This is a genomic window from Streptomyces sp. NBC_01334, from assembly GCF_035983595.1.
In the GTDB taxonomy this organism is placed as follows: Bacteria; Actinomycetota; Actinomycetes; order Streptomycetales; family Streptomycetaceae; genus Streptomyces; species Streptomyces coriariae.
Genome location: NZ_CP130718.1, coordinates 5,519,576 through 5,542,751, shown reverse-complemented (window position 1 = coordinate 5,542,751; position 23,176 = coordinate 5,519,576). Strand labels below are relative to the sequence as shown.

General features: G+C 70.7%; 23 protein-coding genes. 9 read left to right on the top strand and 14 right to left on the bottom strand.

Features of this window, described 5'->3' with window-relative positions; genetic code table 11:
• Positions 1-38 precede the first annotated feature (38 nt).
• From OG736_RS24895 to cseC, 4 genes are all read left to right on the top strand, one after another.
• Positions 39-581 (top strand): SigE family RNA polymerase sigma factor, encoded by a 543-nt coding sequence (locus OG736_RS24895; protein WP_020132466.1) that lies wholly within the window; start codon positions 39-41, stop codon positions 579-581.
• On the top strand, positions 566-1,225 hold the full coding sequence (locus OG736_RS24890; protein WP_327184404.1) for a hypothetical protein: 660 nt from the start codon (positions 566-568) through the stop codon (positions 1,223-1,225). The genes OG736_RS24895 and OG736_RS24890 overlap by 16 nt, the downstream gene beginning before the upstream one ends.
• Before the next feature lie 302 nt (positions 1,226-1,527).
• The gene (gene cseB / locus OG736_RS24885; protein ID WP_327184403.1) at positions 1,528-2,229 is read left to right on the top strand and encodes a two-component system response regulator CseB; all 702 of its coding nucleotides are present in this window, start codon (positions 1,528-1,530) and stop codon (positions 2,227-2,229) included.
• 19 nt (positions 2,230-2,248) lie between these two features.
• On the top strand, positions 2,249-3,598 hold the full coding sequence (gene cseC / locus OG736_RS24880; protein ID WP_327184402.1) for a two-component system sensor histidine kinase CseC: 1,350 nt from the start codon (positions 2,249-2,251) through the stop codon (positions 3,596-3,598).
• A gap of 477 nt (positions 3,599-4,075) precedes the next feature.
• Here the strand turns inward: cseC and OG736_RS24870 are convergent, their stop codons facing one another.
• Positions 4,076-5,659: an MDR family MFS transporter gene (locus OG736_RS24870; RefSeq protein ID WP_327184401.1), complete on the bottom strand. Its 1,584-nt coding sequence runs from the start codon at positions 5,657-5,659 to the stop codon at positions 4,076-4,078.
• 165 nt (positions 5,660-5,824) lie between these two features.
• Between OG736_RS24870 and OG736_RS24865 the strand changes: the two genes are divergently transcribed.
• On the top strand, positions 5,825-6,412 hold the full coding sequence (locus tag OG736_RS24865) for a TetR/AcrR family transcriptional regulator (protein WP_327184400.1): 588 nt from the start codon (positions 5,825-5,827) through the stop codon (positions 6,410-6,412).
• Positions 6,413-6,423: 11 nt separating this feature from the next.
• Here the strand turns inward: OG736_RS24865 and OG736_RS24860 are convergent, their stop codons facing one another.
• Complete coding sequence (locus tag OG736_RS24860; protein ID WP_327184399.1) at positions 6,424-7,008, bottom strand: M23 family metallopeptidase; 585 nt, start codon at positions 7,006-7,008, stop codon at positions 6,424-6,426.
• 517 nt (positions 7,009-7,525) lie between these two features.
• Between OG736_RS24860 and OG736_RS24855 the strand changes: the two genes are divergently transcribed.
• Positions 7,526-8,167, top strand: coding sequence for an HAD family acid phosphatase (locus OG736_RS24855; RefSeq protein WP_327184398.1), 642 nt, complete (start codon positions 7,526-7,528; stop codon positions 8,165-8,167).
• Positions 8,168-8,320: 153 nt separating this feature from the next.
• On the opposite strand, the gene OG736_RS24850 is transcribed toward OG736_RS24855, so the two are convergent.
• A complete protein-coding gene (locus tag OG736_RS24850; protein ID WP_327184397.1) occupies positions 8,321-10,849 on the bottom strand; it encodes an ATP-dependent Clp protease ATP-binding subunit in 2,529 nt (842 codons plus the stop codon).
• A gap of 430 nt (positions 10,850-11,279) precedes the next feature.
• Here OG736_RS24850 and OG736_RS24845 point away from each other — a divergent pair, with 430 nt between their 5' ends.
• Complete coding sequence (locus OG736_RS24845; RefSeq protein WP_327184396.1) at positions 11,280-11,921, top strand: SCO3374 family protein; 642 nt, start codon at positions 11,280-11,282, stop codon at positions 11,919-11,921.
• On the opposite strand, the gene OG736_RS24840 is transcribed toward OG736_RS24845, so the two are convergent.
• From OG736_RS24840 to OG736_RS24795, 10 genes are all read right to left on the bottom strand, one after another.
• Positions 11,900-12,235 (bottom strand): histone-like nucleoid-structuring protein Lsr2, encoded by a 336-nt coding sequence (locus OG736_RS24840; protein WP_020132476.1) that lies wholly within the window; start codon positions 12,233-12,235, stop codon positions 11,900-11,902. The genes OG736_RS24845 and OG736_RS24840 overlap by 22 nt on opposite strands.
• Positions 12,236-12,461: 226 nt before the next feature.
• A complete protein-coding gene (locus tag OG736_RS24835; RefSeq protein ID WP_020132477.1) occupies positions 12,462-13,010 on the bottom strand; it encodes an amino-acid N-acetyltransferase in 549 nt (182 codons plus the stop codon).
• Between the two features lie 9 nt (positions 13,011-13,019).
• Positions 13,020-13,460: a BlaI/MecI/CopY family transcriptional regulator gene (locus OG736_RS24830; RefSeq protein ID WP_327184395.1), complete on the bottom strand. Its 441-nt coding sequence runs from the start codon at positions 13,458-13,460 to the stop codon at positions 13,020-13,022.
• Positions 13,461-13,607: 147 nt separating this feature from the next.
• Entirely contained in the window at positions 13,608-13,787 is a 180-nt protein-coding gene (locus OG736_RS24825; RefSeq protein ID WP_327184394.1) for a hypothetical protein, read from the bottom strand.
• A 51-nt stretch (positions 13,788-13,838) separates the two neighbouring features.
• Entirely contained in the window at positions 13,839-14,528 is a 690-nt protein-coding gene (locus OG736_RS24820) for a hypothetical protein (protein ID WP_327187703.1), read from the bottom strand.
• A gap of 204 nt (positions 14,529-14,732) precedes the next feature.
• Positions 14,733-15,530: a type III pantothenate kinase gene (locus OG736_RS24815; protein ID WP_327184393.1), complete on the bottom strand. Its 798-nt coding sequence runs from the start codon at positions 15,528-15,530 to the stop codon at positions 14,733-14,735.
• Between the two features lie 16 nt (positions 15,531-15,546).
• A complete protein-coding gene (nadC, locus tag OG736_RS24810; RefSeq protein WP_327184392.1) occupies positions 15,547-16,548 on the bottom strand; it encodes a carboxylating nicotinate-nucleotide diphosphorylase in 1,002 nt (333 codons plus the stop codon).
• A gap of 5 nt (positions 16,549-16,553) precedes the next feature.
• On the bottom strand, positions 16,554-18,269 hold the full coding sequence (locus tag OG736_RS24805; RefSeq protein ID WP_327184391.1) for an L-aspartate oxidase: 1,716 nt from the start codon (positions 18,267-18,269) through the stop codon (positions 16,554-16,556).
• Entirely contained in the window at positions 18,266-19,267 is a 1,002-nt protein-coding gene (gene panC / locus OG736_RS24800) for a pantoate--beta-alanine ligase (RefSeq protein ID WP_327184390.1), read from the bottom strand. Before panC ends, OG736_RS24805 begins: the two co-directional genes overlap by 4 nt.
• Positions 19,264-20,229 carry a Rossmann-like and DUF2520 domain-containing protein gene (locus OG736_RS24795; RefSeq protein ID WP_327184389.1) on the bottom strand — a complete coding sequence of 322 codons (966 nt, stop codon included), beginning with the start codon at positions 20,227-20,229 and terminating at the stop codon, positions 19,264-19,266. Before OG736_RS24795 ends, panC begins: the two co-directional genes overlap by 4 nt.
• A gap of 198 nt (positions 20,230-20,427) precedes the next feature.
• Here OG736_RS24795 and OG736_RS24790 point away from each other — a divergent pair, with 198 nt between their 5' ends.
• The gene (locus OG736_RS24790) at positions 20,428-21,606 is read left to right on the top strand and encodes a threonine aldolase family protein (RefSeq protein WP_327184388.1); all 1,179 of its coding nucleotides are present in this window, start codon (positions 20,428-20,430) and stop codon (positions 21,604-21,606) included.
• Here the strand turns inward: OG736_RS24790 and OG736_RS24785 are convergent.
• A complete protein-coding gene (locus tag OG736_RS24785; RefSeq protein WP_327184387.1) occupies positions 21,596-21,805 on the bottom strand; it encodes a hypothetical protein in 210 nt (69 codons plus the stop codon). The two genes, OG736_RS24790 and OG736_RS24785, sit on opposite strands and share 11 nt — an antisense overlap.
• Positions 21,806-22,047: 242 nt before the next feature.
• Between OG736_RS24785 and OG736_RS24780 the strand changes: the two genes are divergently transcribed.
• The gene (locus OG736_RS24780; RefSeq protein WP_327184386.1) at positions 22,048-23,154 is read left to right on the top strand and encodes a DUF5937 family protein; all 1,107 of its coding nucleotides are present in this window, start codon (positions 22,048-22,050) and stop codon (positions 23,152-23,154) included.
• Positions 23,155-23,176: the final 22 nt, after the last annotated feature.

Genomic DNA, 23,176 nt, shown 5'->3' with positions numbered 1-23,176 from the left:
GCAGTCCGCCGGTACGGGGAATTCGGAGGCGGTTGACCATGGCACAGGGCGAGGTGCTCGAGTTCGAGGAATACGTCCGCACGCGGCAGGACGCGCTGCTGCGCAGCGCCCGCCGCCTGGTCCCGGACCCGGTCGACGCGCAGGACCTCCTCCAGACCGCGCTGGCCCGGACGTACGGCCGCTGGGACGGCATCGCGGACAAGCGACTCGCGGACGCCTACCTGCGCCGGGTCATGATCAACACACGTACGGAGTGGTGGCGGGCCCGCAAGCTCGAGGAGGTTCCGACCGAGCAGCTCCCGGACGCCCGTGTCGACGACTCCACCGAGCAGCACGCCGACCGCGCCCTGCTGATGGACGCGATGAAGGTGCTCGCTCCGAAGCAGCGCAGTGTCGTGGTGCTGCGACACTGGGAGCAGATGTCCACGGAGGAGACGGCCGCCGCCCTCGGCATGTCGGCCGGAACGGTCAAGAGCACGCTGCACCGGGCGCTCGCCCGGCTCCGCGAGGAGCTGGAGGCCCGCGATCTGGACGCACGCGCGCTGGAGCGTGAGGAGCGGGAGCGTTGCGCGGCGGCCTGACCGAGGCCGGGCCCACACCGGCCCGAAGCACCATCCAGGCGGCGATCACGGCGATGTCCGTGCTCGCCGCCCTCGCCCTTTCCGTCTCCGCCTGCGCCACCGGTGGCACCGGCGCCCGTGACGAGGGTCCGGCCCACGCCGACGCGGTGGCGGGCGCCACCGCTTCCCCGTCGTCCGTCTCCACCGGCCCCCCCGACCGGGCGGAGGCGGTCCGGCTGATCAAGGACGACCCGCAGGTCTCGGCCGAGGTCAAGCGCGAGTTGCAGCCCTGCGTCGGCGACGAGTACCCGGTGGACGTGTCGTACGGCGACCTCACCGGCGGCTCCGGCGACGACATCATCGTCAACGTCCTCACCTGCGGTGACGCCGTCGGCGTGGGCTCGTACGTGTACCGGAAGGACGCCGGCGGCTACCGGAACGTCTTCCAGGCCGAGGAGCCCCCCGTGTACGCGGAGATGGACCGGGGCGACCTGGTGGTGACCAAGCAGGCGTACGAGAAGGGCGACCCGGTCTCCGACCCGTCCGGTGAGAACGTGATCACGTACCGCTGGACCTCGGGCCGCTTCGTGAAGGAGTACAGCTGGCACAACGACTACAGCAGCGTCGTCGGCGACCTCCCGACGGTGGCCCCGGAGGCCGGCTGACCTGCCCCGACGCGATCTGCCGAAAGAATCCCCGGCAGCGTGAACCGATCGGGCCGCTCGTTCCGATCAATGGGTGGACGGGCAAGGACGGTCGGGAGGGGCAGGCACGGGCAAGGACGGACCGCACGGAGAACGGACATGGATCGCGCGCGAAGTGAACGCTCGCCGTGCTCCACGCGTCCAAGCAAGGGGCACACCCGACAGTTCACCGACAGGTGAGCGACAGGACGCAGGCGGAAGCCCGTCAGACTGACGACCCGCGCACGCACACGAGACCGCATACGAGAACTGAGAGCACCGGGATGGCAGACCAGACCCACGTCCTGTTCGTCGAGGACGACGACGTCATCCGCGAGGCCACCCAGCTCGCCCTCGAGCGGGACGGCTTCGTGGTCACCGCGATGCCCGACGGCCTGTCGGGCCTGGAGGCGTTCCGTGCCGACCGCCCCGACATCGCGCTGCTGGACGTCATGGTGCCCGGCCTGGACGGCGTGAGCCTGTGCCGGCGCATCCGGGACGAGTCGACCGTGCCGGTGATCATGCTGTCGGCGCGTGCCGACTCCATCGATGTCGTCCTCGGTCTGGAGGCCGGTGCCGACGACTACGTGACCAAGCCCTTCGACGGCGCCGTGCTGGTCGCCCGGATCCGCGCCGTGCTGCGCCGCTTCGGTCACGCGGGCGGAGGCGACCGCGCCGAGCCCGCCGCCTCCACGGCCGGTGGTGTGCTGTCGTTCGGCGATCTGGAGATAGACACGGAGGGGATGGAGGTGCGCCGGGCCGGGCAGCCGGTGGCGCTGACCCCGACCGAGATGCGCCTGCTGCTGGAGTTCTCCTCGGCTCCGGGCACGGTCCTCTCGCGCGACAAACTGCTGGAGCGGGTGTGGGACTACGGCTGGGGCGGCGACACCCGGGTCGTCGACGTCCATGTGCAGCGGCTGCGGACGAAGATCGGCCAGGACCGTATCGAGACGGTCCGCGGTTTCGGCTACAAGTTGAAAGCCTGAGCGGGGCAGGGGCAGGAGGATGCGGGGGATGATCCGGCAGCTGGTTCCGGCTCGCAGGAAGCGCGTGGGCATCCGCACGGGGCTGCGGTGGAAGCTGAGCGCGGCGATCGCGCTGGTCGGCGCGCTGGTGGCGATCGCGCTCAGTCTGGTCGTGCACAACGCCGCCCGCGTGTCCATGCTGGACAACGCGCGCGACCTCGCGGACGAGCGCGTCCAGATCGCCCAGCGCAACTACGAGCAGTCGGGACCGCTCAACTTCCACTTCCCCAACATCAAGATCGACGACTCCCGCCTGCCGCCGTCGTTGCGGGAGAAGGTCCAGGAGGGCCGCCGGGCCACCTTCGTCTCCGACCGTACGGGCGGGGTACCGGACATCTGGGCGGCCGTGCCGGTCAAGGACGGGCACGTGCTGTCCCTGCACACCGGCTTCACCGACCGCAGCACGGACATCCTCAACGATCTCGACCAGGCCCTGGTGATCGGCTCCATCGCGGTCGTGCTAGGCGGCAGCGCGCTCGGCGTGCTCATCGGCGGGCAGCTCTCGCGCCGGCTGCGCAAGGCGGCGGCCGCGGCGAACCAGGTCGCCAGCGGCGAGTCGAACGTGCGGGTGCGGGATGCCATAGGCGGGGTCGTCCGGGACGAGACCGACGATCTGGCGAGCGCGGTGGACGCCATGGCGGACACGCTCCAGGAGCGGCTGGAGGCCGAGCGCCGGGTCACCGCGGACATCGCGCACGAACTGCGCACCCCGGTGACGGGACTGCTGACGGCCGCCGAGCTGCTGCCTCCGGGCCGGCCGACCGAACTGGTCCTGGACCGGGCCAAGGCCATGCGCACCCTGGTCGAGGACGTGCTGGAGGTGGCCCGTCTCGACGGCGCCTCGGAGCGCGCCGAACTGCAGGACATCGTGCTGGGCGAGTTCGTGGCCCGACGGGTCGCGGCCAAGGATCCGGACGTCGAGGTGCGGGTGGTGCACGAGTCGATGGTCACGACCGACCCCCGGCGCCTGGAGCGCGTGCTGTTCAACCTGCTGGCCAACGCCGCCCGGCACGGCAAGCAGCCGATCCAGGTCACCGTCGAGGGCCGGGTCATCCGGGTCCGCGACCACGGCCCCGGCTTCCCCGAGGACCTGCTCGCCGAGGGACCCAGCCGCTTCCGCACCGGCAGCGCCGACCGGGCCGGGCACGGACACGGTCTCGGGCTCACCATCGCGGCAGGCCAGGCCCGGGTACTCGGCGCCCGGCTGACCTTCCGCAACGTACGGCCCGCGGGGGCCCCTGAGCACATAGCCGCCGAGGGTGCCGTCGCCGTCCTGTGGCTGCCCGAACACGCGCCGACGAACACGGGAAGCTACCCGGTGATGCCGTGACGGCGGACACCGTACGGCTCGTGGCACGTCGGTGGCACGCGGCGCGGGGATGAAGGCCGGACGCTCAGCCGAAGTCCTTCGAGAGGTCGGGCTCCTCGCCGCGCCGGGTCAGTGAGTACCCGTTGCCGTTGCCGTCGCGGAAGCTCGCCTCGATGCCGTACGGCCGCTCCTTCGGCTCCTGAAGGAACTCCCCCGCCCTGAAGGTCTCGTAGCACCCTCGCCGACGAGCTTTCAGCGCCGCGGAGGACTCGATGGGCAGGGTCGGGGTCGGGGCGCTTCTTCGAAGTTGCTCCCGTCGCGGGGAAGCCGCCGGCCCATGGCATCGGGTGGTACCCCCGGATCAGGGAGCACTGCAGCCGACGTGGGCGGTCCGGTCCGTCCCTCGGCACCGGGAGAGCGGCGCCGGCTCGGGCGTACGAAAAGCGCAGGCCCCCCGGGGCGGACACCGCCGGGGGGCCTGCGCTGACAACAGCGCGGTCAGACGGCCTCGACCAGGGGCGGCTGCGTCGCGGCCGCGTCGTCGGCCGACTCGCCGTCCTTCTGCGGACCCGCTCCCTTGAGCGGGACCTCCTTGACGAACACCGCCGCCACCAGTGCGGTCACCGCCACCACGGCGCCCAGCAGGAACGCCGAGTGGGTGCCGGACGACACCGCGTGCTGGTAGGCCTCCCGGGCCGCGACGGGCAGCTTGGCCAGGCTGGCCGCGTCCAGTTGCGCGGACTGCTCGGTGATCTTCGAACCCAGCGCGCCGGCCCGCTCGGACATGACGTCCTGGACTCGGTTGTTGAACAGCGCGCCCATGATTGCGACACCGAAGGAGGAGCCGAGCGTACGGAAGAGGGTGGTGGACGAGGACGCGACGCCCATGTCCTTCATCTCGACGCTGTTCTGGGCGACCAGCATCGTGATCTGCATGAGGCAGCCCATGCCGAGACCGACGACGGCCATGAACACACCGGAGGTGAGGCGGCTGGTCCCGGTGTCCATGGTGGACAGCAGGTACAGGCCGATGACCATCGCGACGCTGCCGACCAGCGGGAAGATCTTGTACTTGCCGCTGTTCGTGGTCACCCGGCCCGCCACCATCGAGGTGACCAGCATGGCGCCGAGCATCGGCAGGAGCAGCAGACCGGAGTTGGTCGCGGAGGCGCCCTGCACCGACTGCTGGTACAGCGGCAGGAAGAGGGTGGCGCCGAACATCACGAAGCCGGTGACGAAGCCGATGATCGACATCAGGGTGAAGTTGCGGCTGCGGAAGATGTGCAGCGGCACGATCGGCTCGGCGGCCCTGGTCTGCCAGAACACGAACCCGATGAGCGAGGCGACGCCGATCCCGATGAGCTCCATGATCCGCGCGGACGACCAGGCGTACTCCGAGCCGCCCCAGGTGGTGACGAGGACGATGGAGGTGATGCCGACGGTCAGCAGGGTGGCGCCCAGGTAGTCGATCCGCGACTGCGAGCGCTTCTTCGGCAGGTGCAGAACGGCGCTGATGAGGGCCAGCGACACCACGCCGAGCGGCAGGTTGATGTAGAAGGACCAGCGCCAGCCCCAGTTGTCGGTGATGGTGCCGCCGACCAGCGGGCCACCGATCATCGCGAGCGCCATGACGCCGGCCATCATGCCCTGGTACTTGCCGCGCTCCCGCGGCGGGATGAGGTCACCGATGATCGCCATGACGCCGACCATCAGACCACCGGCACCGAGGCCCTGGATCGCGCGGAAGCCGATCAGTTCGCCCATGTTCTGGGCCATGCCGCTCAGCGCGGAGCCGATCAGGAAGATCACGATCGACGTCATGAAGGCGCCCTTGCGCCCGTACATGTCGCCGATCTTGCCCCAGATCGGGGTGGAGGCCGCGGTCGCGAGGGTGTACGCGGTCACGACCCACGACAGGTGCTCGAGCCCGCCGAGTTCGCCGACGATCGTCGGCATCGCCGTGCCCACGATCATGTTGTCGAGCATCGCGAGCATCATCGTGATCATCAGCGCGAGCAGGACGACCCGCACGCTCCTCGGTGGTTTCTCCGCCTCGGTCTCGACCGTCTTCGTGTCCGCCATGATTGCCACTCCCCTGGGCTTCCCCCCGGTCGGCCACTTACTTGCCGCCCGGCTAGTTGACTACACTGGGAAGGTAGACCTGCAACTAGCCGGGCGTCAAGTAAGTTTCCGCATCTAACTAGCCGGACGGCAAGTAAGTTTCACGGGGACACGAGGCCCACGAGAATGGACGTCACCATGGACGGCACGAAGCAGCAGCGGCGCGGCAACACCCGCCAGCGCATCCAGGACGTCGCACTCGAACTCTTCGCCGAGCAGGGCTACGAGAAGACCTCCCTCCGCGAGATCGCGGAGCGTCTGGAGGTCACCAAGGCGGCCCTGTACTACCACTTCAAGACCAAGGAAGAGATCATCGTCGGCATCTTCACGGATCTGACGAAGCCGATCGAGGACCTGATCGAGTGGGGCGCGAACCAGCCGCACACCCTGGAAACCAAGCAGGAACTCATACGGCGCTACAGCCGGGCCCTCTCCGAGGCGACCCCGCTCTTCCGCTTCATGCAGGAGAACCAGGCGACGGTGCGGGAACTCCAGATCGGCGACTCGTTCAAGGACCGCATGCGAGGTCTGCGCGACATCGTCATCGACCCGGACGCCCCCCTCGCCGACCAGGTCCGCTGCGTGAGCGCCATCTTCACGCTGCACGCCGGCATGTTCTTCCTGCAGGACCTCGAAGGCGACCCCGAGGACAAGCGTGCAGCCGTCCTCGAGGTCGCCATCGATCTGGTGACGCAGGCGCACCAGGGCACCTGATCACCTGGGCGTCAGACCTTCACGCCCTTGCTGTGCAGGAAGGTGACCGGGTTGATCGCCGAACCGTAGTTCGCGGTCGTACGGATCTCGAAGTGCAGGTGGGGACCGCTGGAGTTGCCGGTGTTGCCGGACAGGGCGATCTTCTGGCCCGTCTTGACGATCTGGCCGACCTTCACGTGGATGCTCGAGAGGTGGGCGTACTGCGAGTAGACGCCGTTGGCGTGCTTGATCACGACGGCGTTGCCGTAGGCGGGGCCGTCACCGGCGCCGTTGCCACCGGCCTTGACCACGGTGCCGCCGTGCGCGGCCATGACCTTGGTGCCGCTCGGCACGGCGAAGTCCTGACCGCTGTGGGTGGACTGCCACATCGCGCCGGCCTGGGCGTAGCCGGCGGACAGCGTGTACTTCTTCACCGGGTCGATCCAGGAAGCGGCCGAGGCGGCCGTCTTGGCGGCGGTGGGCGCGGCGGCCGGCGCAGCGGCGGACGCCACTCCGCTCCCCAGCACGACCGAGGCGCCCAGGGCGGCGGCGCCGACGGCCACGCGAGTGCGGAGCTGGGACGTACGGGAAGAACGGAACGTGACGCGCTGGAACATCGAAGACCTCATGGGGACGGGGACAGAGGAAACCACCCGGCGTGAACCTCCGCCGGAGTGGCCATCCCTTGGTAACCCCGAGGCCCACAGACCCCCAAACGTGTGATCTACGACGGAACCTAGTACTTCACCCCAAAACTTCCCACTTCTTGACAGAACACCTTTTACGGACACATGCGACGCTCGCCCACGCCGGAGGCCTGAGCGAGAATCGAGACCTCCGTGGCGTTCGTCCTTTTTAGTCCGATTTGGGTTACTACTACCCACCCTAGTAAGGTCCGGATCGCCTGTGCGCCATGTCACCGGCCGTCCCCTGCAAGGGACTTCGGAATGTGACGGCGACTACTCCCGTACCCCGCAGGGCACTTGTGACCCCGCTCACGTCGCGTGCACGGGTCTGTGATCGGGCTCTCATCGGCCTCTACCGTCCAGTAACCCGCTGGTTCCCCTCAGGCCACCCCCAGCGATCAGCATGCTCACGACACCGGCAGTGCAAGGACGCGAGAGGACCCCACACATGACCAGAGGCAGCTGGACGCGCCGCATCGCCATGACCGCCGTGGCGACGGCAGCCGTCACGGCGATGGCCGTACCGGTCGGCGCCCAGGCCGCGACGGCCACCGGCACCTCCACCGTCGCCACCGCGGCCGCGGCCGCCGCCGAGGACGTCGACTACGCCACCTGGCAGCAGGACTGCCAGGCCGTGGTCGACCAGGCCCTGCCGGCACTGAAGCAGCGCATCGCCGCCACCAAGCCGGGTGAGAAGCAGGCGATCGTCTTCGACATCGACAACACCACCCTGGAGACCGACTTCGGCTTCAGCTACCCCCAGCCGGCCAACAAGCCCGTTCTCGACGTGGCCAGGTACGCCCAGGAGCACGGCGTCTCCCTGTTCTTCGTCACCGCCCGCCCGGGCATCATCTCCGGGGTGACCGACTACAACCTCAAGTACGTCGGCTACAAGGTCTCCGGCCTCTACGTGCGCGGCTTCCTGGACCTCTTCAAGGACGTCGCCGCCTACAAGACCGCCCAGCGCGTCGCCATCGAGTCCAAGGGCTACACGATCATCGCGAACATCGGCAACAGCGCCACCGACCTCTCGGGCGGCCACGCCGAGACGACGTACAAGCTGCCGGACTACGACGGCCAGCTGTCGTAGGCCCCTGCCTGGCCGTGCGGAGCCGCGGAACGCGCTGGTCCCGCAGAACGCGTGTGGTGCCCGCGGAACGCGTGTGTGGTGCCCGCGGAACGCATGCGAAAGGGGCCGGTGCTGTGAAGCACCGGCCCCTTTCTGCGCTCAGCCCCCGAAGGGTCAGGCGTCCTTGCTCAGGTTCGGTCCGGCGCCGCCGGCCGCCTGCTCGATCGGCGGGACGTCGGGCAGAGCCGACTTCTCCTCGCCGCGGAAGGTGAAGGTCTTGGTCTCACCCTCGCCCTCGGTGTCCACGACCACGATGTGACCGGGGCGCAGCTCGCCGAAGAGGATCTTCTCCGAGAGCGTGTCCTCGATCTCGCGCTGGATGGTGCGACGCAGCGGACGCGCACCCAGCACCGGGTCGTAACCCTTGGTGGACAGCAGCTCCTTGGCGGACTGGGAGAGCTCGATGCCCATGTCCCGGTCCTTCAGGCGCTCGTCGACCTTGCCGATCATCAGGTCGACGATCCGCAGGATGTCCTCCTGCGTCAGCTGCGGGAAGACGACGACGTCGTCGACGCGGTTGAGGAACTCGGGGCGGAAGTGCTGCTTGAGCTCGTCCGAGACCTTGTTCTTCATGCGCTCGTAGTTCGACTTCTTGTCACCCGAGGCCGCGAAGCCCAGGTTGAAGCCCTTGGAGATGTCCCGGGTGCCGAGGTTGGTCGTCATGATGATGACCGTGTTCTTGAAGTCCACGACCCGGCCCTGGGAGTCGGTCAGACGACCGTCCTCCAGGATCTGGAGCAGCGAGTTGAAGATGTCCGGGTGGGCCTTCTCGACCTCGTCGAAGAGGACGACGGAGAACGGCTTGCGGCGGACCTTCTCGGTCAGCTGGCCGCCCTCTTCGTAGCCCACGTATCCGGGGGGCGAGCCGAAGAGCCGCGACACCGTGTGCTTCTCGCTGAACTCCGACATGTCGAGGGAGATCAGCGCGTCCTCGTCGCCGAAGAGGAACTCGGCGAGCGCCTTGGACAGCTCGGTCTTACCGACACCGGACGGACCGGCGAAGATGAACGAACCACCGGGACGCTTCGGGTCCTTGAGGCCCGCACGCGTACGACGGATCGCCTTCGACAGCGCCTTGACGGCGTCGACCTGGCCGATGACCCGCTTGTGGAGCTCGTCCTCCATGCGCAGCAGGCGGCTCGACTCCTCCTCGGTCAGCTTGAAGACCGGGATGCCGGTGGCGGTCGCGAGGACCTCGGCGATCAGCTCGCCGTCGACCTCGGCGACGACGTCCATGTCGCCGGCCTTCCACTCCTTCTCCCGCTTGGCCTTGGCCGCCAGGAGCTGCTTCTCCTTGTCGCGGAGGGAGGCGGCCTTCTCGAAGTCCTGCGAGTCGATCGCGGACTCCTTGTCGCGGCGGACGCCGGCGATCTTCTCGTCGAACTCGCGCAGGTCCGGCGGCGCGGTCATCCGGCGGATGCGCATCCGCGAACCGGCCTCGTCGATCAGGTCGATCGCCTTGTCCGGCAGGAAGCGGTCCGAGATGTACCGGTCGGCCAGGGTGGCGGCCTGGACCAGCGCCTCGTCGGTGATCGAGACACGGTGGTGCGCCTCGTACCGGTCACGCAGACCCTTGAGGATCTCGATCGTGTGCGGCAGGGACGGCTCCGCGACCTGGATGGGCTGGAAGCGGCGCTCGAGGGCCGCGTCCTTCTCCAGGTGCTTGCGGTACTCGTCCAGCGTGGTCGCACCGATGGTCTGGAGCTCACCGCGGGCCAGCATCGGCTTCAGGATCGAAGCGGCGTCGATGGCGCCCTCGGCGGCACCCGCACCGACCAGCGTGTGCAGCTCGTCGATGAACAGGATGATGTCGCCGCGGGTGCGGATCTCCTTGAGGACCTTCTTCAGGCGTTCCTCGAAGTCACCGCGGTAGCGGGAACCGGCGACCAGGGCGCCGAGGTCCAGGGTGTAGAGGTGCTTGTCCTTGAGGGTCTCGGGCACCTCGCCCTTGACGATGGCCTGGGCGAGGCCTTCGACGACGGCGGTCTTGCCGACGCCGGGCTCACCGATCAGGACCGGGTTGTTCTTGGTGCGGCGGGACAGCACCTGCATGACCCGCTCGATCTCCTTCTCGCGCCCGATGACCGGGTCGAGCTTGGACTCACGAGCGGCCTGGGTGAGGTTCCGGCCGAACTGGTCGAGGACCAGGGACGTGGAGGGGGTGCCCTCGGCAGGACCGCCGCTGGCACCGGCGGTCTCCTTGCCCTGGTAACCGGAGAGCAGCTGGATGACCTGCTGCCGCACCCGGTTGAGATCTGCGCCCAGCTTGACGAGGACCTGGGCGGCGACGCCCTCGCCCTCGCGGATCAGGCCGAGCAGGATGTGCTCCGTGCCGATGTAGTTGTGTCCCAGCTGAAGGGCCTCGCGGAGCGACAGCTCCAGGACCTTCTTGGCACGGGGGGTGAAGGGGATGTGCCCGGACGGGGCCTGCTGGCCCTGGCCGATGATCTCCTCCACCTGCTGGCGGACCGCCTCGAGCGAAATCCCGAGGCTCTCAAGGGCCTTGGCGGCGACACCCTCACCCTCGTGGATCAGGCCCAGGAGGATGTGCTCGGTGCCGATGTAGTTGTGGTTGAGCATCCGGGCTTCTTCCTGAGCCAGGACGACAACCCGCCGCGCGCGGTCGGTGAACCTCTCGAACATCGTTAATCGCTCCTCAGAGCGGTCAGGCAGTGGGGGGAACTTCCCCTCCCTGTCCTTCCGCAGCTTAGTCCCGCAAGCGGGGACCGCTCATTCCAACTGCCGACACCGTCGATGGCCTCCTGACCCCGAACGCCGACATCTGCTCCAACCCGATGGTGCGAGACGATGTTCCCGCAGGCCAGGCAGTTACCCCAGTCGCCAGTACGCCGATGGCGAACGTGAGACAGCCTTTCCTGCGTGTCGCCCCCTCCCACTAGGGATGTCTTACCCGCTGCAACCGACAGTCCATGCCGTGCGCACCGGTCCCCTCCGCTATGGGCGAACAACCTTGCGTGTCCCGACACCCCCACACGCCCTGTTTGTCGACACAGGGCGCATCCGTTCAAACACCCAGCGTAACTCGCGGGCCTTTTCGACGGTTGCACTTGGCATGGTTGGCTCCGTCCCGCCGGCTGTCTGCTCGGCCGCCGCTGCGATCCTCACGGTCCCTCTCCCCCGACGGCCGCTCGACCCGGACGATCCGGCCGACCGGATCCGCGGCTGGTACGAGAACGAACTGGGTTGGCCGACGGTGCCCGGGGAGCCGGTACGACTTTTGGTCGGCGAGCGCTTCGACGTGCTGGACGTGCCGGCCGAGGCGGGCCTCGCGGCGCTGCGGCGACTCGCGCCGGGCTCGCCGGTGGCCGTGCGGGGCGACCGGATGCGGCTCCTGGTGGCGGCGGGCGGCGCGGAGGAGGTGCCGGGGATCCTTCAGTGGCTGGAGTGGGGCACGCTGCCACTGGATCTGACGGCGATCGGCGCGGGCGAACTCATCGAGGCGCCCCTGCCACCCCCCGGCGGGAGCCAGGGCCGCGATCGGGGCCTGAACCGTCCCGGGCCGGTGCAGGGGGCCGCTGTCTGGCTGCGGCCCCCCGTGGCAGGGCGCGAGGCCGAGGCCTCGCTGCCGACGATGTCGGCACTGGGGGGCGTTGGGGGCGCCCCCGATCTCGTACGGCTTGTGGACACGCTGGCGACGCACTGTCACCGTGTCCGGCTGCGGCGCGCGAGCGCTCAGCCGTTGGCCTTCTCGTAAGCCTCGCGAATGGACGCGGGAACGCGGCCGCGGTCATTGACCTCGTGACCGTTCTCCTTGGCCCACGCGCGGATCTGGGCGGTGTCCTGGCTGCCACCGGTAGCGGCGCGCGCCTTTCCGCGTCCGCCCGAAGCACGGCCACCGGTACGACGGCCACCCTTCACGTAGGGCTCGAGAAGTCCACGGAGCTTGTCCGCATTGGTAGTCGTGAGGTCGATCTCGTAGGTCTTGCCGTCCAGCGCGAACGTGACGGTCTCGTCCGCCTCGCCGCCGTCGAGGTCGTCCACAAGAAGGACCTGAACCTTCTGTGCCACCGGATTTCCTTTCATCGAAAACGTGAGGGCCGGGGGTCCGCGGCGTCCGCCGTTTAGCCGCGCCCTGTTATATGCAGTACAGCAGTACGTCGGAAAGCAAACCGCTTTTGCTGGGAAAACACAAACCCCCGGCGAGGGCCCACAGCCCGCCCCCAGCCCGGAAACGTGCGCGTTTCGGACATAGGGAACCCGGGCAAGGCGGGTCACTGTGAATGGACGTCGACGATCACAGATGCAGAAGCATCCGACTGTTGCCCAAGGTGTTCGGTTTCACTCGTTCGAGTCCGAGGAACTCCGCGACGCCCTCGTCATAGGAACGCAGCAGCTCCGCGTACACATCGGTGTCGACCGGCGTCTCACCGATCTCCACGAAGCCGTGCTTGCCGAAGAAGTCGACTTCGAAGGTCAGGCAGAAAACGCGTCGAACCCCGAGCCAGCGTGCGGTGTGGAGCAACTTCTCCAACAACTGGTGGCCGATGCCCGCGCCCTTCAGCCCGGGCTTCACCGCGAGAGTGCGGACTTCCGCCAGGTCTTCCCACATCACGTGCAGGGCGCCGCAGCCGACCACCTCGGCGTTGTCGTCGCGTTCGGCGACCCAGAACTCCTGGATGTCCTCGTAAAGCGTCACCGTCGCTTTGTCGAGCAGGATGCCACCGCGGACGTGGGCGTCAAGGAGACGGCGCACGGCGGAGACATCGCCGGTCCGGGCCCGGCGGACGGTGATGGCTTTAGCGGTGACTTCGGGGTTCTCGGCCGAGGGACTCTCTGCTGACATGTGCGGACGCTATCGCCCGTCGGACTCCGTCGCCGAGCCGGGGTTCTCACCGGTACTCCCCGTACTCCCCGGACTCCCCGGAGTTGCGGGTTCGGCAGTTTCCGGGCCCTGGACCATGCGTACGGCGTCGCGCAGCGCGAGCCGCTGTTCCTCGCTCATCATCCCGAAGAAGGCGACGAGAGCGGCGGCGGGGTTGTCGCTCTGTGCCCAGGCGTCGTTCATCAGGGCGGCCGCGTAGGCGGCCCGGGTCGAGACCGCCTCATATCGATAGGCCCGGCCTTCGGCTTCCCGGCGCACCCAGCCCTTCTGATGGAGATTGTCCAAAACGGTCATCACCGTGGTGTAGGCGATGGACCGTTCCTGCTGAAGGTCTTCCAGGACTTCTCGAACGGTCACCGGGCGGTTCCACTTCCACACCCGCGTCATGACCGCGTCTTCGAGTTCTCCCAATGGGCGAGGCACAGCTCAGAACAATAGTGGGAGATCTCACCAATCGCGTGCCGGACGTGCGCTTTCATCGGCAAACGGGAACAAAAAGGGCGTGCGGCTCCGAAAAGAGCCGCACGCCCCGGGCGATGCGGAAGCGTCGCGGGTCGGTCAGGCGTCGGGGCCCGCGGAGGCCTGACGGGCGCCGTCCGCGCGCGCGAGAACGGCGTCGACGGCCGCGTCCTCCTTGGCCTTGTTGGCTCCGCCCTGGGTCTTCACGATCACCCTGATCACACCGATGAAGAACACGGCCATGACGACGGGAGGCACGAGCGCGGAGACATAGTCCATGGATCCAGGGTAGCCAGGGCGGAACGGGACATCGGGGCGGGGTCGCCCGTGTCAGCCGGCGGCCAGCCGCTGCTGTTCCGGGTTGGCGGGCGGCGGGGCCGGTCTGCGGCGCGGGAAGACCTCGCCCGGCGTCGGGACGGGCCGCCGGGCAGGCTCCGGGGCGGGCTCAGCGGGCACCGGACCGGGAGCGGGCGTGGCGGGCTTCCCGGCGGGTTTCCTGCGCGGCTCCTCGCCCGGGCGCCCGCCCGGATCACCGGCGAGGACGGACGGACAGGCGCGGCCGTCCTCGGAGAGGCCCCCGGGAAGGGCCAGAAGCCGGGTACGGGACGCCGGGACGGTGGGAGCGGCCTCCGGGGCCCTGCGGACCGTCCGGCGGGCCAGACGGGCGCGCACGTCCCGTTCGGCGAGCACCTGGCAGCGGTCCAGGAGGGCGGCGGCCGTGGGGTTGCCGCGCAGGGCGCGCAGGGCGGCGAGGTCGTCGGGCTCGGGCCGGTAGCCGGTCGGCAGTACCTCCTCGAGGAGGGTGAGGTAGCCGGCGGCGGTGCCGGGAAGGGCGGCGCGGTACCGGGCGAGGTCGGCCACCAGGAAGGCCCGCAGGCGGGCGGCCTCGCGCGTCGCCTCGTCGAGGGACTCGGCGAGGCGATGGCAGTCCTGGATGTCCTCGGCGGAGACAGGGCCGGGGTGAAGGGCGAGGGCAAGGGCGCGGCGGAGCACACGCAACTCCTCCGTGCCGAACGCCATGCCGCCGCGAGATCCGTAGGGCGTGGGCATGCCGCGACGATACGCGCTAATCAGACAAATTCGACATAAGGGACGGGCGTGGCGCGTCCGTGATCCGCCCTGGTGGCCCCGCCTGCCGGATCACCCGCCTCCGCCCGTCCGCCTCCACCCGCCCGTCGGTCCTGGTTCGCCCGCCCCCGCGCGGGCCCGCGGAGGCGTTCCCTCTCACATGCGGGACACGTTCCGCTCGTACACCAGGCGCAGCCCGATCAGCGTCAGCCACGGCTCGTGCTCGTCGATCACGGAGGACTCGCCGAGCACCGTCGGTGCCAGCCCGCCCGTCGCGATCACGGTGACCTCGTCCGGGTCGTCCGCCAGCTCGCGGGCCATCCGGGTCACCACGCCGTCGACCTGGCCGGCGAAGCCGTAGACGATCCCGGACTGCATCGCCTCGACCGTGTTCTTGCCGATCACACTCCGCGGCCGGGCCACCTCGATCTTGCGCAGCATCGCGGCCCTGACGCCCAGCGCCTCGACCGAGATCTCGATGCCGGGGGCGATGACCCCCCCGACGTACTCCCCGCGCGCGGAGACCGCGTCGAACGTCGTCGCCGTGCCGAAGTCGACGACGATCGCCGGGCCGCCGTAGAGCTCGTTCGCCGCGACCGCGTTGATGATGCGGTCGGCGCCGACCTCCTTGGGGTTGTCGAACAGGATCGGCACGCCCGTCTTCACGCCGGGTTCGACGAGCACGGCGGGCACGTCGCCGTAGTAGCGCCGTGTCACCTCGCGCAGTTCGTGCAGCACGGAGGGCACGGTCGCGCAGATCGCGATCCCGTCGATGCCGTCGCCCAGGTCGTCCCCGAGGAGCGGGTGCATGCCCATGAGGCCATGGAGCAGCACGGCCAGTTCGTCCGCGGTCCGGCGAGCGTCGGTGGAGATCCGCCAGTGCTCGACGATGTCCTCACCGTCGAAGAGGCCGAGCACGGTGTGCGTGTTGCCCACGTCGATCGTCAGCAGCATGGCCGGTCCCCGTTCCCTACTCAGCCGCTCGCAGATCCAGACCGATGTCCAGGATCGGCGAGGAGTGCGTCAGGGCGCCGACGGCGAGGAAGTCGACGCCGGTGTCGGCGTACGCCTTGGCGTTGTCCAGGGTCAGCCGGCCCGACGCCTCCAGCAGGGCGCGCCCTCCGACGACGCCGACGGCCTCCGCGCACTCCCCGGGCGTGAAGTTGTCCAGCAGGATCAGGTCCGCGCCGGCGTCGACCACCTCGCGCAACTGGTGCAGGGTGTCGACCTCGACCTCGATCGCGACGTCCGGGAACGTCTCCCGCACGGCCTCGAAGGCCTGGGCGACGCCGCCCGCGGCGACCACGTGGTTGTCCTTGACCAGAGCCGCGTCGGACAGCGACATGCGGTGGTTGACGCCTCCGCCGCAGCGGACGGCGAACTTCTCCAGGGAGCGCAGTCCCGGCGTCGTCTTGCGGGTGTCACGCACGCGTGCCTTGGTGCCGTCCAGGGCGTCCGCCCACGCGCGCGTGGCGGTGGCGATGCCGGACAGCCGGCACAGCAGGTTGAGCGCGCTGCGCTCGGCGGTGAGAAGGTCACGCGTGCGCGTGGTGACGGACAGCAGCTTCTGGCCGGCCTCCACGCGGTCGCCGTCCTCCACGTGCCGCTCGACCTCGAACTCGTCCGTGCAGACGACCGAGACGACCGCCTCGGCGATCCTGAGGCCCGCCACCACGCCCGCCTCGCGCGCGGTGAAGTCGGCGGTGGCGACCGCCTCCTCGGGGATGGTCGCGACGGTGGTCACGTCGACGCCGTGCGCCAGGTCCTCCTGGATGGCGACGTTGGCGATGTCCTCGACCTCCACGGGGTCGAGACCGGCGTCGGACAGCAGCTGGGCGAGCGCGGGGTCGAGCCCGCACTCCGCGTATTCGGCGTAACCCTCGCCGGCGAAATCGGTGTCTGCGTCGGCGCCACAGGCACAGCCGTCGCCGCAGCCGCCGCTCTGGGCGAGGGGAAGGTCGGGGGTGCTCACGTCTGTCACTGCTCCTGGAGGTGCTGCCGGGTCGGGGGGAAGTCTGCGGTATCGGTGGTGTGTACGGCGAGCGTGCGGTCCGGATTCAGCCGGACCACGATGTGGCGGTGCCAGTTGGCGTCGTCGCGGTCGGCATGGTCCTCACGCCAGTGACAGCCGCGGGTCTCCTCGCGCTGCCGGGCGGCGGCGACCAGGACCCGCGCCACGCACAGGAGGTTGGTGGCCTCCCAGGTGTCGACGCCGGGCTCGGCCGTCTTGCCGTTCTCGTCGAGGGCGTCGCGGGCCTCGGCGTGCAGCCGCACCAGCTGGTCGGCCGCCTTCTCCAGGGACTCGGCGGAGCGCAGGACGCCCGCGCCGTCGGTCATGATCCGCTGGATGGCGAACCGGGCCTCCGGGGCGAGGAGCGGGTGTGCCGGCTTCTCCGGGCGCTCGACCGGCGCGGGCACCCGCGCGTGCAGGCCGTCGTCCGTCCGGCTCTCCACGATGTCGGTGACGATGCGCTCGGCGTAGACGAGGCCCTCCAGGAGCGAGTTCGACGCGAGCCGGTTCGCACCGTGCACGCCGGTGCAGGCGACCTCGCCGCACGCGTACAGGCCCGGCACGGTCGTCCGGCCGCGGGAGTCGGTGCGCACGCCTCCGGAGGCGTAGTGGGCGGCCGGGGCGACCGGGACGGGCTCGGTGACCGGGTCGATGCCGTGGACGCGGCAGGCGGCCAGGATCGTCGGGAAGCGGTGCTCCCACATGTCGGCGCCGAAGTGGCGGGCGTCGAGGAACATGTGCTCGGCGTCCTGCTCCTGCATGCGGCGCATGATGCCCTTGGCGACGATGTCGCGGGGCGCCAGCTCGGCCAGCTCGTGCTGCCCGACCATGAAGCGCACGCCGTCCGCGTCGACCAGATGCGCGCCCTCGCCGCGTACGGCCTCGGAGACGAGGGGCTGCTGACCCTCGGCGTCCGCGCCGAGGAACAGCACGGTCGGGTGGAACTGGACGAACTCCAGGTCGGAGACCTCCGCACCCGCGCGCAGGGCGAGCGCCACGCCGTCGCCGGTGGACACCGACGGGTTGGTGGTGGCGGAGAACACCTGGCCCATGCCGCCGGTCGCGAGGACGACCGCGGGGGCGTGCACGGCGCCCACACCGTCGTGCTGGCCCTCACCCATGACGTGCAGGGTCACGCCGGCGGTACGGCCGTCGGCGTCCGTGAGCAGGTCCAGCACGAGCGCGTTCTCGATCGTGCGCAGGCCCCGCGCGCGTACCGCCTCGACGAGCGCCCGGGAGATCTCCGCACCGGTCGCGTCGCCGCCCGCGTGGGCGATACGGCGGCGGTGGTGCCCGCCCTCGCGGGTGAGCTCCAGGCCGCCTTCCTCGGACTCGTCGAAGTGGGCGCCGGTCTCGATCAGCCGGCGCACGGCGTCGGGGCCCTCGGTGACGAGGATCCGTACGGCGCCCTCGTCGCACAGGCCCGCGCCCGCAACCAGCGTATCGTCCAGGTGCTGCTCGGGTGTGTCCCCCTCGCCCAGGGCCGCGGCTATGCCGCCCTGCGCCCATCGGGTGGAGCCGTCGTCGAGCCGGGCCTTGGTGACGACGACCGTCGTCAGGCCGGCGGCCTCGCAGCGCAGGGCCGCGGTCAGGCCGGCGACGCCGGAGCCCACGACCACCACGTCCGCGGCGATGCTCCACCCGGGCGCGGGTGCGTGCAGTTGTATGCCTGTGCTGGTCACGAGGCGGCTCCGAAGGTGAGGGGGAGGTTGTCGATCAGCCGGGTCGTCCCGACCCTGGCGGCGACGGCGAGGACGGCCTCGCCGGTGAAGTCGTCCTCGATCTCGGTGATCTCCGTGAAGTCCGAGGGGTCGACCAGCGCGAGGTAGTCCAGTTCCAGCGGCGGGTCCAGCCGGGCGGCCTCGTCGAGGACCAGACGGGCCGCCGCGCGGATGGCCGCCGGGTTGCCGGGGGCGGCCTTGGCGACGGCGTGCGCGTCGGCCGCCGCGCGGGACTCCCCTATGGCGCTGAGCGCCTCGGCACGCGCGCGCGTGGCGGGCACCTGACGCGCGCGTGCCCGCAGCGCCTCCTGCGCGGCGTGCCGGTCGCGGCCCGCGAACAGGGCCTGGGAGAGCGCCAGCGCGGTGCGCCGGCCCGCGGCGGACAGATAGCGGTTGCGGCTGGACAGGGCCAGCCCGTCCTCCTCGCGCACGGTGGGCACGGCGACGATCTCCACGCCGAAGTTCAGGTCCCGCGTCATGCGCCGGATCAGGGCGAGCTGCTGGGCGTCCTTCTGTCCGAAGAGGGCGATGTCGGGCCGGGTGAGGTGCAGCAGCTTGGCGACGACGGTGAGCATGCCGTCGAAGTGTCCCGGGCGGGAGCTGCCCTCGAGCCGCTCCCCCATGGGTCCCGCGGTGACGCGGACCTGGGGCTCGCCGCCCGGGTAGACCTCGTCCACGGAGGGGGCGAACACGACGTCCGCGCCGGCCTGCTCGGCGAGCTTGAGATCGGCGTCCAGGGTGCGCGGGTAGCGGTCGAGGTCCTCGCCCTGGCCGAACTGGAGCGGGTTGACGAAGACCGTGACGACGACCTCGCCGTCCGGCCCGGCGAGCTCCCGGGCGGTGCGGACGAGAGTGGCGTGGCCCTCGTGCAGGGCTCCCATGGTCATCACGACGGCCCGGCGGCCGCCACGCGTGCGTGCGTGCAGTTCGGCGGCGGTGCGCAGCAGGGTGGTGGTCATCCGGCATCTCCTTCGGCGCCGTGCGTGCCCGGGGCACCGGGGCTTCCGGGAGTGCCGTGGGCCTCGTCGGCGAGTACCCCGAGGAGGTCCTCGGCGAGCTCGGGCTTGAGGAGCCCGTGGGCGAGCGCGCGGTCGGCGGTCGCGCGGGCCATCGCCAGGTAGCCGGCCACGGTCTGCGGGGCGTGCTCGCGCAGCTCGGCGACGTGCGCGGCGACCGTGCCCGCGTCGCCGCGCGCGACGGGGCCGGTGAGCGCGCCGTCGCCGGAGCGCAGCGCGTTGTCCAGGGCCGCGCCGAGCAGCGGGCCGAGCATTCGGTCGGGGGCCTCGACGCCCGCCGTCCGCAGCAGCTCCATGGACTGGGCGACCAGGGTGACCAGGTGGTTCGCGCCCAGGGCGAGGGCCGCGTGGTAGAGCGGCCGGTTCTCCTCGGCGATCCACTCCGGCTCGCCGCCCATCTCGATCACCAGGGCCTCGGCGGCCAGCCGCAACTCCTCGGGCGCGGTGACGCCGAAGGAGCAGCCCGCCAGGCGCTGGACGTCGACGGGGCTGCCCGTGAAGGTCATCGCCGGGTGCAGGGCCAGCGGGAGCCCGCCCGCGCGCAGGGCCGGGTCGAGGACCTTCGCGCCGTAGCGCCCCGAGGTGTGCACGATCAGCTGGCCGGGCCGTACGGCGCCGGTCTCGGCGAGGCCTTCCACGAGCCCGGGCAGGGCGTCGTCGGGGACGGTCAGCAGCACCAGGTCGGCGCGCTGGAGGACCTCGGCGGGCGGGAGGAGGGGCACGTCGGGCAGCAGCAGCGCGGCTCGCCGCCTGGAGGCGTCGGAGACACCGGAGACGGCGACCGGGCGGTGTCCGGCGAGCTGGAGGGACGCGGCCAGGGCGGGGCCCACCCGGCCGGCGCCGACGACGCCGACGGCGAGCCGCGCGGGGCGGTCCCTGGGGTCTGGCTGTTGGGCTGTACTCACGCGACGGAGGCCTTCCGTTCCAGTCCGCTCCGGGTACCGGACGATTTCTCGTCATGTTAACGCTATCCGTCCGGGGAGCGTCCGGTTGTCCACAGGCTGTGGGTTATCCCACCCGTTCCCGACCTGCGCCCCAGGGGGGCGGCCAGGGGCCGGAAACGCCCGTGGCTCCGCGGGCCGTCGCACGGCATCATCCGGTGCATGACGAACACGGCGGAACACGGCGAGGAGAAGTCGGCGCAGCAGCGCCTGCGGGAGCGGCGGGCGGCCGCCTACCGGACGGCGGAACGCGTCCTGTCGCGCGACGGCGCGCGGGGCACGCTGCGGGACCGGCTCGCGCTGCTGCACGAGGCCGCGCCGCAGGTCCACGACCTGGACGAGCCCGCGGACCTCTACGGCGACGGGGTCGTGGCGGCGCTGGAGGAGCGGGTCGCCGGGCTGCTGGGCACGGAGGCCGCAGCGTTCTTCCCGACCGGCACGATGGCCCAGCAGGTCGCCCTGCGCTGCTGGGCGGGACGCACCGGCAACCCCACGGTCGCGCTGCACGCGCTGAGCCATCCCGAGGTGTGGGAGCGGGGCGCGTTCGGCACCGTCAGCGAACTGCGCACGGTCCGGCTGACGCGCGAACCACGGCTGCCCACGGCCGAGGAGGTGCGCGCCTTCGAGGAGCCCTTCGGGGCGCTGATGCTGGAGCTGCCTCTCAGGGACGCCGGCTATGTGCTGCCCTCCTGGGAGGAGCTGACCGAGATCGTGGAGGCGGCACGCGAGCGCGACGCGGTGGTGCACTTCGACGGCGCGCGCCTGTGGGAGACGACCCACCACTTCGGCCGACCCCTGCGGGAGATAGCGGACCTGGCCGACAGCGTCTACGTGTCGTTCTACAAGTCCCTCGACGGCTTCGGCGGCGCCGCGCTCGCCGGGCCGAAGACGCTGGTGGACGAGGCGAAGACGTGGCGGCACCGCTACGGCGGGATGGTCTTCCAGCAGTTCCCCACCGCCCTGGCGGCACTCGTCGGCCTGGAGCGGGAACTGCCCCGGCTGCCGGAGTACGTGACCCACGCGCGCGTGGTGGCCGCCGCGCTGCGCGAGGGGTTCGCCGAAGCGGGCGTGCCGTGGGCACGCGTGCACCCCGAGGTACCGCACACGCACGAGTTCCAGGTCTGGCTGCCGTACGAGGCCGATGTGCTCGCCGAAGCGGCGGCTCTCCAGGCCGAGCAGACGAAGGCGATGCTCTTCGTCGGCGCCTGGAGCCGCGGAGGGCCGGGGCTGTCGTACACCGAGGTCACCGTCAGCTCCGCCGGACTGACGTGGACGGCGGACGACGTGAGGGCGGCGGGCGTGGACTTCGTGGGCCGGGTGGCCGAGGTGGTCAGCAGCTAGGACGCGGGCGCAGCCGGCGGGCCAGGGCCTGCCGCAGCCGCCCGTGGGCGGGTCGGCCCGCGAGAGCCGCGCGGAACTGCTGGTAGTCCCGCAGCTCGCGCATCACCCGCCAGTCGTGGGCTCCGGGCGCGGGCACGACGGGGTCGCCGTGCTGCCGGGCCCGGTAGGCGTCGAGGGCGTACTGCTGCGTCATGCTCATGGCTGATCCCTCTCGGAACGAACGTGGTTCGGATGCGGACGAACTCTGGTCCGGACGCGGCCCGGACGTGGTCCGGACGTGGTCCGGGCAGGGGAGGACGTGCGGACGAGAGCCCGGGAGGGCAGTTGCGCGGCTGCCCCGGCCTCCTCAGGCTGCGCCCGGCCGATGCCCGGCGTCGCGTCGATTGACGACGGCCGTCAATCGAGGACCGCGTTGTCAGCGGCGCGGTGCACCATGAGGGCATGAGCCTGAGCATCGACATCGCGGGGCTGCGGCCGGAGAGGGTCGCGGTCGTGCCCTCGCCCCTGGCCGAGCTCGGCATGGCGCTGCACGCGCTGTCCGAGCCGGGGCACCATCCCGGCCTTCAGGGCTGGGTCACCGGCGTGACCGCCGGGCTCGACTCGCATCTGGCGGACCAGATGTGCGAGGCCGACTTCCTGTGGCGGACGACGTTCTCGGACATCTTCCTGCCGTACGCGGGCATCCCGGGCAGAAGCACGCTCCCCGGGGCCACGCTCGCCGAGGAGCTCGACCTCCTGGACAAGCTGACGGACGAGCAGTTCGTGGACTCCGCCCTGGAGTTCACCTGCGCGCCCGGGTACGACGTGCCGAGCCCCAACGTACTCGCCGACCCGAAGCTGCGCCGACGCGCCTTCGAACTGGCCGCCACGCGCGGGCCGCGGCAGGTGCGGTTCACCCAGCGGCTGCTCGACGACCCGCCCCGCGTGCGTGCCTGGCTGAGGCAGTTCCTGGAGGACTGCGACGAGGCGTTCTTCGCCGATGTCTGGGCCCGGGTGCGCCTCCCGCTCGCCACGGACGCCCGCTACAAGACGGATCTTCTGCGCCGTAAGGGCCTGGCGGAGGCCCTCGCCTCGGTGTCCTCCGCGGTGACGCTCGACGTCGACGCCGCGCGGATCACCGTGGACAAGCTGGTCCAGGGCCGCAGCACCACCGGGGACGGCGGCCTGCTGCTGGTGCCGACGAGCCTCGGCTGGCCGCACCTGATGGTGCTGCACCGGTACGGCTGGCAGCCGGTGCTGCACTACCCCGTCGGCTCGCCGGAGCTGGCCTCACCGCCCTCGGTGGAACAGCTGACCCTGCGGATGAAAGCGCTGTCCCATCCCGTGCGGATGCGGATCTGCCGCCTGCTGGCCCGCAGTGCGTACACCACGACCGAGCTGGCCCAGGTGCACGGCATGACGGCCCCCGAGATATCCCGGCACCTCGCCGTCCTGAAGAAGGCGGGCCTGCTCACCACCCGCCGGCGCGGTCGCTATGTGCTGCACCAGCTCGACGTGACGGTGGTGGCCCGGCTGGGCAGCGACTTCCTGGAAGGGATGCTCCGCTAGCCGTCGGCGCCCCGCGGAGGCC